The 13,340-nt window shown below is 55.2% G+C and carries 13 protein-coding genes; 2 read left to right on the top strand and 11 right to left on the bottom strand.

Annotated features, from left to right (window positions below; all coding sequences use genetic code 11):
• The coding region (locus tag PHD44_RS08125; RefSeq protein WP_300190150.1) for an AAA family ATPase at positions 1 to 917 on the top strand (917 nt) is incomplete at its 5' end.
• 138 nt (positions 918 to 1,055) lie between these two features.
• Here the strand turns inward: PHD44_RS08125 and infA are convergent.
• The gene (gene infA / locus PHD44_RS08120; protein WP_300190147.1) at positions 1,056 to 1,274 is read right to left on the bottom strand and encodes a translation initiation factor IF-1; all 219 of its coding nucleotides are present in this window, start codon (positions 1,272 to 1,274) and stop codon (positions 1,056 to 1,058) included.
• A gap of 134 nt (positions 1,275 to 1,408) precedes the next feature.
• On the opposite strand from infA, the gene PHD44_RS08115 reads away from it, so the two are divergent.
• Positions 1,409 to 1,981 (top strand): nitroreductase, encoded by a 573-nt coding sequence (locus tag PHD44_RS08115; RefSeq protein ID WP_300190144.1) that lies wholly within the window; start codon positions 1,409 to 1,411, stop codon positions 1,979 to 1,981.
• Here the strand turns inward: PHD44_RS08115 and PHD44_RS08110 are convergent, their stop codons facing one another.
• The 10 genes from PHD44_RS08110 to flgE all read right to left on the bottom strand — a co-directional run bounded on the left by PHD44_RS08110 (position 1,982) and on the right by flgE (position 13,337).
• The gene (locus tag PHD44_RS08110; protein ID WP_300190142.1) at positions 1,982 to 3,181 is read right to left on the bottom strand and encodes a hypothetical protein; all 1,200 of its coding nucleotides are present in this window, start codon (positions 3,179 to 3,181) and stop codon (positions 1,982 to 1,984) included.
• 50 nt (positions 3,182 to 3,231) lie between these two features.
• Positions 3,232 to 4,212: a hypothetical protein gene (locus PHD44_RS08105; RefSeq protein WP_300190140.1), complete on the bottom strand. Its 981-nt coding sequence runs from the start codon at positions 4,210 to 4,212 to the stop codon at positions 3,232 to 3,234.
• 322 nt (positions 4,213 to 4,534) lie between these two features.
• Positions 4,535 to 5,455, bottom strand: coding sequence for a flagellar hook-associated protein FlgL (gene flgL / locus PHD44_RS08100; protein ID WP_300190137.1), 921 nt, complete (start codon positions 5,453 to 5,455; stop codon positions 4,535 to 4,537).
• 12 nt (positions 5,456 to 5,467) lie between these two features.
• Positions 5,468 to 7,117 carry a flagellar hook-associated protein FlgK gene (flgK, locus tag PHD44_RS08095; protein WP_300190134.1) on the bottom strand — a complete coding sequence of 550 codons (1,650 nt, stop codon included), beginning with the start codon at positions 7,115 to 7,117 and terminating at the stop codon, positions 5,468 to 5,470.
• 87 nt (positions 7,118 to 7,204) lie between these two features.
• A complete protein-coding gene (gene flgJ, locus PHD44_RS08090) occupies positions 7,205 to 8,266 on the bottom strand; it encodes a flagellar assembly peptidoglycan hydrolase FlgJ (protein ID WP_300190132.1) in 1,062 nt (353 codons plus the stop codon).
• Positions 8,267 to 8,285: 19 nt separating this feature from the next.
• On the bottom strand, positions 8,286 to 9,404 hold the full coding sequence (locus PHD44_RS08085; protein WP_367182016.1) for a flagellar basal body P-ring protein FlgI: 1,119 nt from the start codon (positions 9,402 to 9,404) through the stop codon (positions 8,286 to 8,288).
• A gap of 17 nt (positions 9,405 to 9,421) precedes the next feature.
• Positions 9,422 to 10,108, bottom strand: coding sequence for a flagellar basal body L-ring protein FlgH (flgH, locus tag PHD44_RS08080; protein ID WP_300190130.1), 687 nt, complete (start codon positions 10,106 to 10,108; stop codon positions 9,422 to 9,424).
• A 23-nt stretch (positions 10,109 to 10,131) separates the two neighbouring features.
• Positions 10,132 to 10,920 carry a flagellar basal-body rod protein FlgG gene (gene flgG / locus PHD44_RS08075; RefSeq protein WP_290677704.1) on the bottom strand — a complete coding sequence of 263 codons (789 nt, stop codon included), beginning with the start codon at positions 10,918 to 10,920 and terminating at the stop codon, positions 10,132 to 10,134.
• Between the two features lie 10 nt (positions 10,921 to 10,930).
• Complete coding sequence (flgF, locus tag PHD44_RS08070) at positions 10,931 to 11,674, bottom strand: flagellar basal-body rod protein FlgF (protein WP_300190127.1); 744 nt, start codon at positions 11,672 to 11,674, stop codon at positions 10,931 to 10,933.
• A 409-nt stretch (positions 11,675 to 12,083) separates the two neighbouring features.
• A complete protein-coding gene (flgE, locus tag PHD44_RS08065; protein ID WP_300190124.1) occupies positions 12,084 to 13,337 on the bottom strand; it encodes a flagellar hook protein FlgE in 1,254 nt (417 codons plus the stop codon).
• Positions 13,338 to 13,340: the final 3 nt, after the last annotated feature.

The raw sequence follows: 13,340 nt of genomic DNA, 5'->3' as shown, positions 1-13,340 counted from the left end.
ACCTCAACATGGTGGTGTTCGGTCAGGAAGACGCCATCGAACAGATCACGACATCCATTCGTATGGCGCGCTCCGGATTGCGTACGGCAGACAAGCCCATCGGTTCCTACCTTTTTGCCGGCCCGACCGGCGTGGGCAAAACGGAAGTCAGCAAACAGCTTGCCCGCCTGCTCGGCATCAAGCTCGTGCGTTTTGACATGTCCGAATACATGGAACGGCACAGCGTATCGCGCTTGATCGGCGCGCCGCCGGGCTATGTCGGTTTCGACGAAGGCGGCCTGCTCACCGAGGCCATCAACAAGACGCCCCATGCCGTATTGCTACTCGATGAAATCGAAAAAGCGCATCCGGATGTGTTCAACGTCCTGCTTCAGGTAATGGATAACGGCGCGTTGACAGACACGAATGGCCGCAAAGTAGACTTCCGGCACGTCATTCTCATCATGACCTCCAACATGGGTGCCGAAATGCTGGCGCGCAACAGCATGGGCTTCGTCACTCAGGACCACAGCCCGGACGGCATGGACGCAATCAAGCGTGGTTTCACCCCTGAGTTCCGCAACCGGCTGGACGCCATCGTCCAGTTCAAGGCATTGGCTCCGCGGCAAATCGCCAACGTGGTCGACAAGTTGCTGCTTGAACTGGAGCAGCAGCTCGAAGAGAAGAAAGTCCGTTTGGTTGTCGACGATGAAGTTCGCCAATGGCTGGGACGGGAAGGCTATGACGCTGTCCTGGGCGCACGACCGATGGCACGTCTGATTCAGGAAAAAATCAAACGTCCGTTAGCAGAAGAGTTGCTGTTTGGCGAACTGGCCGAACATGGCGGCACAGTCCGGTTCTCACTCGATGAGGCAGGTGTCCCCTCACTGACCATCCAGCCCGCGGAAGAAGCGTTAACCGCGGAATCTCCCGGCTAAAACGGCCAGAGCAATACGAAGGGAGATTGTGCCGGGGGCACGCAAGTTGGGTGGAAACTCTCACCGCACAAATTCTTCCCCCGCCCAAGCGATGGGCGGGCGAGGAACAAAAAGCGCGAACGGAAGTCGAATTCGGGATTAGCGCGCGCGGAACGAGATCCGACCCTTGGTCAGATCATAAGGTGTCAGCTGAACCGTGACCTTGTCACCCGTGAGAATACGGATGTAGTTTTTACGCATACGCCCGGAAATGTGAGCCGTGACAACGTGGCCATTTTCCAACTCGACGCGGAACATGGTATTGGGCAAGGTGTCCACAACGGTGCCTTGCATTTCGATGTAATCTTCTTTTGCCATAAATCCAGCATGTTTCAAAGTGGGCGCAAATTATCAAGCAAAAAGCGTTCAGCTCCAAGCCTTTATTTCAAAAAAACCACATTGTGGCCCGATAACGTGCTCAATAAAATCATCAAAAATACAACAGGAAAAACATGAATCTGATTGAGTTTCTTATTCAGAGACAATCCACGCCCGCCAAATACCTGATCGAACCCGCACCTTCCCATGAAGAATTGCAACAACTCGTGGCCGCGGCACAAAGCGCACCGGATCACGGCGCCCTCAAACCCTGGCGGTTTCTGGTTATTTCAGGGTCGGCTCGGTACGCGCTTGGCGAACTGTTTGTGCGGGCACTGCTGCAAAGAGCGCCACATACAGAACCCGATCTGCTGGAACGTGAACGCGAGCGGGCCCTGCGTGCGCCCATGCTGGTCGCGGCCATTGCCCGACTGGATCATGCACACCCCAAGGTACCGGCTACCGAGCAGCTGATTGCCGCGGCGATCGCGACCCATCAGCTGATGCTCGCCGCCAACCATCTGGGCTATGGCACCATCTGGCTCACCGGCAGCCGGGTCTATGATCGGCAGGTGATGTCCGGGTTGGGCCTGGCACCCGAAGAAGAACTCATCGGCCTGATCAATATCGGCACCGTCGCACCCTCAGCATCATCAAATCAACCTCAGAGAAGGAAATCAGACGTGACGTACTGGACGGGCGAGTAATCATGGTGCGCGGGTGACGATGCGGTCGTATCCATCACCTGCGGCAATGGCGTGTGTTTGTTCCACCGACCAATAGCCTTTTGGATTATTGAACGTCTGCATGTACAGCTGTTCATTGAGCCCCGGCCGTTCGCGGATATCGATTTTCCACAGCAGATGGGCAATCCCCCGCACAGCCCCCATGGCCAAAAAGGACAACTGCTTCTCACCGGCCTCTGGTGGATAAAGCCGACGAAAACCAACACCTTCGTAGGAGTTATAAATCCGGATAACCAACTCTTTGCCCGGCTCGATCTTCTCCACCCGCCATACGCCCCATCCCAGCGCATTAACGACCGCAACGATGCCGTGCACCCAGTCGCTCACATCCTGACACATGGGTTTGATCATCTGATCCCAAGCATCGCTTTCCATGATGCCACCTAAGGTATTGAACGCGCACACGTGCCCCGCCAAAACAAAAGACTCGCGCGCCATATCCGATGGCACACCAATCGCCACCATGCGTCGATACACTTCATAACTGATGAAGTTGTAATAATCGGCATAGTGAATGGTCAAAGCCACACCAAAAGCGAGAATCAGTCCATTGCCCCCCTCGGACGCAGGCTTGCCGATCAGCGGCATACCGCCGACCGCCTCGATAATCGCCGGTTCATCCACGCCCGTACTCATGGGCGCGCATTCGGGGAAATCGAACCGGGCCGGGGCATCTGTCATCGTTTCCGAATTCTTGATGAATGGCGGCAGTGGCTCGACGGCCGCGCCAAGCTCGAACCGATCCATACCACCGCCAGCGTGCCGGCAACTGACCTCTCGTGTCGCTCGCCCGGTCATGCCACTGATAAAGCCCGCATCGAAGAAGCAACTGGGTTCCGGACGACCGTGGATATAGGTTTTCTCGCCGTAGTGAGAATGCTCTGCAACCCAGTGATCGACATCTTCCTGTCTCAGCACACCAAACCCGCAGGCGGTATATTCCGCCAGCAGATCTGACTCTGAATACCCCTTTCCTCTCAAGTATTCGACGACCATTCGAGCACCACGGGAAAGCAGTTCCCGGGGGTCGAAACCATCTTCGATTCCCTCACCCAACAAGACAGCCATTTGCAAATGGGCATTGTAGTGATTGCAATGGAACACATGGCTCAAACCACCGATCCGAATCAAACCACGATCAGCCTGCATGTTCATTCTCATTGAATTTTCCTTTTTATATAAATTCGGTGTACCAAGTTTGTGAACAGTCATTATTTTTTCGGATCAAGAAATTCCTCTAAATCTTCAAAATAAAGCCCGTATTCATTGCGTAAAAATTCAGCGAGTTGATCTGTTTGTAATTCGTTGAGTGATATCTCAGTCATACCGGGCTGGTACTGGATCCCCATCTTGCCCAGTGTCTCCTGACAACCTGTTGTGATCAGGGTCGGTGAAAGCGGCTTGTAACCCAGACTCGCTCTTTGGCGCATGACAGCCATGATGAGTGCGGGCACCCCGATGTGATGAACTCGCTTGCGGAATACACGCTCAAGCCATGAGCGTTTACGGGGCTGTTCGCGCTGTCGCCGCAAACCTGCAACGACCAGTTCGTGAGTCCCTCCCGGAAGATTGACATCAAACTGCTCAACCAGAATGGTTTGTAACGCATCCAGATCAAGGGAAGACATCTCCAAAGAGGCCTGACCGAAATCCAGCCTCCTACGTCTCATGATACTGAAACGAACACCCAGTCGAACAGCGATCACCGCAGGCTCGATCGGCGGTAATTGAGCCTGGCGCCGACTTTGGTTGATGGCAATGTACAAATCGACCAGGTAAATCTGCTTTAGTGGCTCATCGGCCGCTGCACGAGCAGGTTCGACAGAAGCGATGGGTTCTGCCACCGCCGCAGGTTGATCGGAATGACTTTCCTGAACTTGCGGGGGCGAAGTGTCTGACACAGATTCAGGTGGCGTCTGATTAATGGACAACTCTTGCAGTTGTTGTGCACTGAAGCTGGTCTGAAACAGTTCATTGAGGACACGAGACAATTCATCCGTGGCATCCGATGAAAGAACGACGGGCAACTTACCTTCAATTCGATCCTGACCCTTGATCGCCAGCCGAATATTCACGCGAACGCGCATGACAGCGTGTTCAATCTGAGGTAACCCCGCCACCTTTCGCTCTGCATTGATCGCTGCAAAGATCCGCTCCAGATCAATAACGACGGCTTGGAGTGAGGGCGACATAAGCGAAACTCCTTGTATGAAATACGGGCACCTCGAAAAACCGTTACGAGCGGCTCGAGTGCAAGGCGGCCGGAGCGCAGCGACCGAGACATATCAGATAGATAGGCGAGGGAGCGAGCACCGCCCAACGCAGCAATCGGGGCGCGCAGTAGGTTTTTCGAGGTGCCTATACATCAATTTCCGACATTGAACGTCATCTATTGATCAAAGTCAATGCAGGCACATCGACAAGAGCACCATAACCAAACGGGGAGAATTCAGGTATAGGAGACAATTTTCTACCCACTCAGCCGAACCGAAAGTGGGAAAAATGGGTTCGAAATCAACGGATATAGTTGAACAGGGACAGGCTTTGAATTTTAACCATGCTCTGCTGGGTCGCCTGCAGATTGAGGTAACTCTGGTTCAGTTTGGTAATGGCGCTGGCGACATCGGTATCGCGCAAGCCGGAGAGCGTTTGCTGGGTAAGCACATTTTGTGCTGCGTTATCGTTTTTGGCCGTGCTCAGCGTATTGAGCGCATTACCCATGCTACCGCGCGCGTCCGTCACCTGGTTCATAACGGCGTCAATGTCCTTTTGGGCATTTTCATAAACGGTTTGCAGATTGGCAGGTTGCGTCGTAATCGCCGTTTTTAGTTGATCAATGACTTGCAGAATGCTGGCATTGCCCCCTGTCGTTGCGCTGGATGAAAGCTGGAAAATCTGCCCGGCTGGCTGATTAATGCCCACTGACTGCTGGTCGGAAATGGCCAGCTTGACCGTCCCCGCCGAACCCACGGCTGGATTGAGTACGCCGCTGGCGTCATAGGGTTTTTCACGTGCGGCCGTCCCCGAAAACAGATACTCCCCGCGCTCATCCGTGGCATTCATTTGACCAGCCAAAGCCTTTTGCAACTGATCGAGCTGATCTGTAAGCGCGGACAGTGACGTGCCGTTTTGCGCGGCATTATTCGCCTGAATGGCGACATCACGCACGCTTTGCAGCATCGTGGTAATCGAACCCAAGGTCGATTCCTGTACCTGGATCTTACCGGTTGCATTGTCGATATTCGTGCTGTACTGATTCTGCTTGCTACTGAGCACGGACAGATCGCTAGCCGTCGAAAAGGCGACCGGATCTTGCGCCGGATTGGTCAGTTTCACGCCGGTTGCAATTTCTTGCTGAGATTGCAGCATCGCGGACTGCTGCTGTTGCAGATTACTCAGGCCTTGTGCAAAAACCATGGAAGTTGAAACACGCATATCCGAATCCTCTTAACGAAAGGCAGAGAGCAGCGATTGGAAAATCGTATTGGCCGAGCTGATCGACTGCGAAAGCGCCTGATATTGTTGTTGATACTTCAAAAGATTTGCGGCTTCTTCATCGAGATTAACACCCGAAACCGACTGCTGCTGGGCAGTCAAATTTGTCAGAGTGGCACTGGCTGCCTTGGCCGCAAGTTGAATCTGTCCTGCAAAAGCACCGGCTTGGCTAACCGCCGAACTCACGCTCTCGGACAAACTGGAACCATTACCCGCTCCAGAGGCCGTTTGCCCGACGATGGTAGCCGAGCTCAAATCGAATAGCTTCTGGATTTGGGTATTGTCACGCGAGTAGGCAGGCTGGCCCGCTTCTGCTGCTGCAATCCCGGAAGGACTTTGCTGAACCACGCCGATCTTCCCAGCGGCCCCCACCGTCGGCAGGATATTAAGCACGTCGCCCGATTGCGGTGCGCCCGCAAAGGTCACATCCAGCCCGGGCAGGTTCAGCGTACCGCCGGAAGCGACCGTCAACGGTGCTGCGCCGTCACCGGGAACGGTACTCACCTGCCAGTTAGTGCCGTCGTAACGCGCAAGGTAGGTTTGCCCCGTCAGCAAGGTGGGATCGGTGTAAGCCCCTGTCGCAGAACCGGTCCCTTTATTTGTTGGCTGTGCCGTGGTCTGCGGCGCAAATGCGGAAACGTCCGTGAATAAATTCGTTCCTGTGTTCCCGTTCAAATCAACACCGGCGGTCTGATTCTGGTTGACCTGATCGGCCAGCACCAGCGCGGCCCTGCCCAATTGATTACGCAAAGGGGTGATCAATTGGCTTTGAGCCTCAAGCATTCCGCCCAAGGTGCCGCCGTTCACGCGGGATGTGATGTCGGTTTTGCCCAAGGTGATATTCAGGCCGGAAGGCAAATTCCCCACGCTCAGGTTGGTCGCAGTCGAGTTCAGAACCAGCGACTCGCCACTGGCTAGAGTGAGATTGATATTTCCTTGATTGTCCGGATTGGCCTTCACATCGATCAGAGATGAAATCTGTGTAATCAACTGATCCCGTTGATCGAGCAGATCATTGGGCAGGGCATTGGGGTTGGTTGCCTGTGCCTTGCTGATCTCACCGTTCAATGAGGCCACCTGCTTGGCGTAGGTGTTGATTTGCCGACCGATATCCGATGCCTGCTGACCAATCTGGTTATCGAGACTTTGCAACTGGCTGTCGATTCGATTGAAACTGTCGGTCAGCGCTTGTGCCGACCCGAGGAATGTCGAACGCGCCGTGGCGTCCGTCGGGTTGGCAGCGATTGCCTGTGTCGCATTGAAGAACGCCTGGGTTTGCTGCGCGATGCCCGATGAGGTATCTCCCAGCAACTGGGTCACCTGAGTGGTGAAATCATTCTGGAAGGTCAGGCTGCTATTGGTTGTGGTTGCGGCATTGAGTTGACTGGTAATGAACTGATCGTACATCCGGGTAACCGAAGCCACCTGCACGCCTGAACCGATATAGCTTCCGTTTTGATACTGGGCCTGCATGGAAGCCAGATTGACCCGTTCACGAGAATAGCCCGGCGTATTGGCGTTGGCGATATTATTGCCCGTCGTGGCAAGTGCCTGCTGCATGGCCAACAGGCCGGTAACGGAATTGCTCATCAAGTCTGGCATGGCCAAAACCTCTTTTACGGTATGCGGTCGTTATCGACCAAGCTTTTGGAAACTTGAGCCTTTTGCACGAAAAAATCAATAAAATGCTCAGGACGTACCCAAGCCATCGGACGAATCGGGAATCCGCCCGGATCGCATGATCGCAATGAGCTTGTCGGCATATTGTGGATCGGTTGCATAGCCTGCCTTCTGTAGCGCACGCGCAAAACGCTCGGGATCGCTCTTGTCTTTCAATGCCTGGCTGTACCGTGGGTTTTCCTGCAGGAACTGCACAAAATCATTGAACGAAGCGCTCACCGAATCATAGGCCCGGAACGATGCCTTGCGTTGCACCATCGCGCCACCTTCAAATTCCAGCGTGTTGACGGATTGCTTCGCGCCTTGCCAGGAAGAATCTGCCTTGATGCCAAAGAAGTTGTAGTTGGCCTGCCCGTTCGCATTCACGGGCAAATGCTTGCCCCAGCCTGTTTCCAGCGCCGATTGCGCCACCAGCACCTTGGCGGGAATGCCGAGTTTTTTCGCCGCCGCTTCAGCGTGGGGAAGAATCGCAGTGACAAAAGCCTCGGGGGAATCCCAATACTTGGGCTTATTTTGAGGGCTTATCGATGTGGTTTGGCTCGCCAGCGCAGAAACAGATGGCGCTGCATCGGACGCTTTCAGCGCAGAAGCGTTTGGCGTCTGCTTCCCCAGCGCGAAGGCCTTGAGCATCGGGTTGCGCTCCGGCAGTTTGAACGCGCGTGGGGTCGAATCGATGGCCTGTTCCGTTGCGGGATTGACCGGGTGCAACGCAAAGGCATGAGGTTTGGCTTCATCAAGTGCCTTGTTCTGGGTCGTGCCGGGCGTGTCCTGACTAAGCTGCCGCTCGATCATACCCGCCAGGCCGATCCCGCCATGCGCGGCAATTTTCTGCGCGACTTCCTGATCCATCATGCTTTGGAATGTCTTGCTCTGCTGGCTATCGAGCAAGCCATCCTGCGGTGTGGCATCACGCATGGATTTCATCAACATGCCGATGAACTGGGTCTCGAACTGATGCGCGACGGTTTTCAGGGCCTCGCGCGGGTCATTCTGAGCCGTCGCTTTCAGGCGCGCCAAGCCCTGAAAGTCGGCGTAGCTGCTGACATCGGTACTTTGATTGATGATGCTCATACCACGCCCTCCTCGCTCATCAGATCACGATCAGTTGCGCCTTCAACGCGCCAGCGCTTTTGAGGGCTTCGAGAATGGCAACCAGATCGGAAGGCGATGCGCCCACCGCGTTCACGGCCTTGACGATATCGTTCAGCGTCACACCCGGATTGAACAGGAAGGCACGCTTCTTGTCTTCTTTCGCGCTCACCTGGGAATTCGGCGTAACCACGGTTTGCCCTCTCGAGAATGGTCCCGGTTGCGACACCTGGGCGTTTTCCTTGACCGTGACGGTCAGATCACCATGGGACACGGCAGCGGCCTCGATCCGCACATTCTGACCGATCACCACTGTGCCGGTACGCGCGTTGACAACCACTTTGGCCGCCCCTTCACCCGGAGACACTTCAATGCCTTCGAGCACCGACATGAATCCTACGCGGGCGTTGGCATCCTGCGGCGCACGCACACGGATTGTGCCACCATCCACCGCTTCAGCCACGCCACCGCCCAGCATTTGGTTGATGGCTTTTTCCATGTTCTTGGCTGTCGTGAAATCGGGAGTGTTCAGGTCGAGATAAACCGAATTCGCGCCGCCCATGGTGCTGGTAACCGAACGCTCGACCAACGCACCGTTCGGAATGCGCCCTGCCGTCGGAATATTGACGGTCACTCGGGAACCATCCTTGCCGCTCACATCCAGCCCGCCGACGAGGAGACTCCCTTGCGCCACCGCATAGATTTGTCCGTCCACGCCCTTGAGCGGCGTCATCAGGAGTTCACCACCGCGCAGGCTTTTCGCATTGCCGATGGAAGAAACCGTCACGTCAATTTGTTGACCCGGCTTGGCAAACGGCGGCAAGCTCGCCGTGACCATCACCGCGGCCACGTTCTTGAGCTGCACGTTGCCAGCCGATGGCGACAAACCCTGACGCGACAACATGTTCTGAATGCTCTGCAAGGTGAACGGCACCTGCGTGGTTTGATCCCCTGTCCCAGGCAACCCCACGACCAGACCATAACCGATGATCTGATTGTTGCGCACGCCGGCAAAGGTGGCCAAATCCTTGATGCGCTGCGCAGGTTCTTGCGTAACAGCCTGTGCCACCGTCACCGGCAGCAGCAAACCCAACAGCATAATCAGCATGAAATGGCGCATGATTGGCCTCACTTGAATTAGAAAGGAAAAATTGGGCTGTTGAAGAATCGGGCCAGCCAGCCCATGTTGTTGGCGTCATTCACGGTGCCCGTTCCGCCGTAGGAAATATGCGCATCGGCAATCCGGGTCGAGAGCACGCTGTTATCCGTCGCAATATCCTGCGGGCGTACCAATCCGGATAAGCGCACGTATTCCGTACCCTGATTGATTCCGATGTATTTCTGGCCCTGCACGAAGAGGCTGCCGTTGGCATAGACCCGCGCGACCGTCACGGAAATCTGCCCCCTCAAGCTGTTGGTTTGCGCACTGGTTCCGTCACCCTTGAACTGGTTGGCCGTGGAAAGCGTGGCGCCAAATCGGTTCATGATATTAGCGGACAACCCACCGATCGCCGGTGGCGTGATCGCAACCGAATCGGCCTTGCTGGTTCCCGTGGTGGCACTCTTGCTGCCATTCATGCTTTCTTGCAGCACCACCGTCAAAATGTCGCCCACCCGATAGGGCCGGGAATCGACAAACATGTTATCCATCTGACCGGACTGGTAGATCGAGCCGTTATTCTGCATGGGATTGTTGGTAGACGCCTCCGGCGGCATGACGACCGCAAAGGACGGATCGGGCTTCATCGGCGGCTGACTCGCACAGCCACTCAAACCGAAGACGAGGCCGATCACACTCAACGCTAACAATGGATATCGGTTCATACCCCAACCCTTCCTAATTGATCTCAGGTGTTCTGATTCAAGGTCTGCAACATGCTGGATGTCGCGGAAATGGCCTTGGAATTCATTTCGTAGGCGCGTTGCGTTTCAATCATGCTGACCAGCTCTTCGACCACGTTCACATTGGAGCTTTCGAGCATGCCTTGCTGCATATTGCCCACGCCGTTCAAACCGGGCGTGCTGGTTTGTGGCGCGCCGCTGGAACCGGATTCCAGAAACAGGTTATCGCCGATGGGCTGCAAACCCGCCGGATTGACGAAATCCGCCAGATCGATCGTACCGACCTGACTGGGTTGCGCCTGCCCCGCCAACTGAACGCTGACCGTGCCATCTTTACCCACAGTAATCGATTGCGCGCCCTGCGGAACGGTAATCGCCGGTTGCAAGGGATAACCGTTCGCCGTGACGACCTGGCCGTTGCTATCGAGGCTGAAGCTGCCGTCACGGGTATAAGCCACGGTGCCATCGGGTTGAAGCACTTGGAAAAAACCACGGCCATTGATCGCCAAATCCAGTGCGTTATTGGTGGTGACCAAATTGCCCTGGGTATGATTCTTTTCCGTCGCCACCACCTTCACCCCGGTGCCGATATTCAGGCCGGTTGGTACTTCGTTTTGTTGCGTGTTGGCCGCACCGACCTGACGGTAGTTCTGATAAATCAGATCTTCGAATACCGCCCGATCCTGCTTGAAACCCGTGGTGTTGACGTTCGCCAGGTTGTTCGAAATCACGGACATGCGGGTTTGCTGGGCATCAAGGCCGGTTTTGGCAATCCATAAAGCAGGTGTCGTCATGGTTCAATCCTCAACTGAATTTCAATAATTGATCGGCCGCAGAACTATTGGCATCGGCCGTTTTGATCATCTTGGTCTGCATTTCGAACAGACGGCCGTATTCGATCATCTTCACCATCGAGTCGACCGGATTCACATTGCTGCCCTCAAGCACGCCGCTGGCAACCTGCACGGCTGCGTCCGGTTGTGGGACAGGCGTGTTCGGCTTGAGCGCGAACAAACCATCCCCGCGTTTTTGCAGATCGGCCAATGGCGGATTGACCAGACGAATTCGATCGATCTGCGCCGGTGCATTGACATCGCCGCCAAGCGGGATGATCGAGATCGTGCCATCGCCCAAAATATCGATCTTGCTTGCCGGCGGAATGGCAATCGGCCCCTGGTTGCCCAGCACGGGAGCGCCGGAACCGGTTTGCAGTTGTCCATTCGGTGAGATATGCAAATCGCCGCGGCGGGTATAAGCCGTCGAACCATCGGGCGCCTGAACAGCCATGACCCCCTGGCCCTTGAGCGCAACATCCAAGCTACGCCCCGTGGTCATCAGTGGGCCCTGGGCAAAATCGGTGCCGCTGCGCTCATCCTGGGCATACACCCGGCTTGCATAACCGGGTCCATAAACCGGCATGGATTGAAACGCATCCAGATCGGCTTTGAACCCCTGGGTGCTCACGTTGGCCAGATTGTTGGCATTGGTCGATTGGGCCAGCAGCGTTTGCTTGGCGCCACTCATGGCAATGTAGGCGAGACGATCCATAACCGGCTCCTCACTGAATAATGAATACAGTTGTTTCAAAGCACAGGACGTGCCAATTATTGAAAACCGGCTCCAAACCTTAGCCTGATGCGGTATAGCGCCATGGCTTGTGATCACAGAGACGCGATAGCCAATTTTATGACACCATCCTGACATCCCGTTCACACTTGATTTAGGGAAGCGCTGATTTATTCAGTGCTTCCCGTTTGGGGCAGGATGGCCCAACACGAACAAAGACGTACGTCTTTGATTCGTGAGAGCCATCGCGGGCGTGTAGCGCGATGAGCGAGCTGATTTATTCCAAGGATGGAATAAATCAGCATTTACTTAGGGCAAAAAAAAGACGGCACACTGTCCGTCTTTTTCATCACCCTTTGTCTCATTTAACGGCCGGATTTACCGACCAGATTTACCGAATGTTGATCACCGCATCGGTCGCTGTTTTATCTGTCTGAATGGCCTGAGCATTCGCCTGGAAGTTGCGCTGCGCCGTAATCAGATTCACCAGTTGCTGAGTCAGATCGACATTCGACTGCTCCAGTGCGCCGCCCTGAATCAGACCGAAGGTACCCGTTCCCGGTTGACCGGCCGTGGGCGCGCCCGAATCGACCGATTCCGCCCATGAATTATTGCCAACCTGTTTCAGTCCCTGCGGATTACTGAAATTGGCGAGCGCCACCATCCCCAGCGGAATATTCTGACCGTTGGAATAGCTCGCCTGAATCAGGCCATTGCTCCCCACCGATACGCCCGTCAACTGCCCGGTGGTATTCCCGTCCTGAGATTGTGCCGCCATATTGAACGGCGCGTTGTACTGGGTGGAATCGCCCTGAGTCTGAACATTGATATTCAAGGGCGCGGCACCTGTTCCCAGACTGGCGGCCGTTGCAGTCACGGGAAATGGCGCGGGCGTGGTCGGCAGTTGCCCGTTAGCATCAAAGGTCAGCGTTGATGGCCCCTGAGAAGGCTGGGTGTCGATCTGGTAGTACACGTTCCATTCATTGGGGTTGGCCGTCTTGACGTAATAGCTCGTCAAGGTATGGGTATTACCCAAAGAATCATAAACCTGCTGCGAATTCGCCTGTGTATAGGAAGCAGGATCGGGGGTCGCCTGCGTCATATCAAAGGGCGTCACCGCGGGTACTGTCGCACTGGCAGGCAGGTTGAACGATTGCGTCACGTTGACGGTTGCCTTAGGTGCGCCCGCCGCCACCGGCAATTGGATCGGCTTGGCACTGGCCAGTGAAGTGGATTGCAAGGTGCCGTTGGCACTCACCGGTAACGCTTTGAGGTACTGGCCGTTGGTATTCACGATAAAGCCGTCTTTATTTGCGCCCAGCGCACCGGCGCGGGAATACACCGATTGCTGGCTGTCCAGCGTCGGCTGGAAGGTAAAGAAGCCCTGGCCGGAAATCGCCAAATCTAGCGAATTATTGGTGAACTGCAGGCTGCCCTGCGTGAACTGCTGTTGCACGGCCTCGGTTAAAACGCCCTGCCCTGTGGCGGTTTTACTGTTGCCATAAGCGCTCACGGCGTAAATATCACCAAACTGCGCACGCGAGCTCTTAAACCCGGTCGAGTTGGCGTTGGCGATATTGTTACTGGTGACATCCAGATCTTTCTGGGCCGCATTCAGCCCCGTAATCGAGGTATTAAATGACATGGG

It is taken from the genome of Halothiobacillus sp. (assembly GCF_028710545.1).
In the GTDB taxonomy this organism is placed as follows: domain Bacteria; phylum Pseudomonadota; class Gammaproteobacteria; order Halothiobacillales; family Halothiobacillaceae; genus Halothiobacillus.
Note: the sequence above shows the minus strand (reverse complement) of the source record. Positions and strands in the feature narration are given on the sequence as shown.

What these genes read in the sequence shown, in the direction of transcription:
- infA (WP_300190147.1), bottom strand. Translation starts at nt 1,274, where the DNA reads ATGGCAAAAGAAGATTACATCGAAATGCAAGGCACCGTTGTGGACACC.
- PHD44_RS08115 (WP_300190144.1), top strand. Translation starts at nt 1,409, where the DNA reads ATGAATCTGATTGAGTTTCTTATTCAGAGACAATCCACGCCCGCCAAA.
- PHD44_RS08110 (WP_300190142.1), bottom strand. Translation starts at nt 3,181, where the DNA reads ATGAGAATGAACATGCAGGCTGATCGTGGTTTGATTCGGATCGGTGGT.
- PHD44_RS08105 (WP_300190140.1), bottom strand. Translation starts at nt 4,212, where the DNA reads ATGTCGCCCTCACTCCAAGCCGTCGTTATTGATCTGGAGCGGATCTTT.
- flgL (WP_300190137.1), bottom strand. Translation starts at nt 5,455, where the DNA reads ATGCGTGTTTCAACTTCCATGGTTTTTGCACAAGGCCTGAGTAATCTG.
- flgK (WP_300190134.1), bottom strand. Translation starts at nt 7,117, where the DNA reads ATGCCAGACTTGATGAGCAATTCCGTTACCGGCCTGTTGGCCATGCAG.
- flgJ (WP_300190132.1), bottom strand. Translation starts at nt 8,266, where the DNA reads ATGAGCATCATCAATCAAAGTACCGATGTCAGCAGCTACGCCGACTTT.
- PHD44_RS08085 (WP_367182016.1), bottom strand. Translation starts at nt 9,404, where the DNA reads ATGCGCCATTTCATGCTGATTATGCTGTTGGGTTTGCTGCTGCCGGTG.
- flgH (WP_300190130.1), bottom strand. Translation starts at nt 10,108, where the DNA reads ATGAACCGATATCCATTGTTAGCGTTGAGTGTGATCGGCCTCGTCTTC.
- flgG (WP_290677704.1), bottom strand. Translation starts at nt 10,920, where the DNA reads ATGACGACACCTGCTTTATGGATTGCCAAAACCGGCCTTGATGCCCAG.
- flgF (WP_300190127.1), bottom strand. Translation starts at nt 11,674, where the DNA reads ATGGATCGTCTCGCCTACATTGCCATGAGTGGCGCCAAGCAAACGCTG.
- flgE (WP_300190124.1), bottom strand. Translation starts at nt 13,337, where the DNA reads ATGTCATTTAATACCTCGATTACGGGGCTGAATGCGGCCCAGAAAGAT.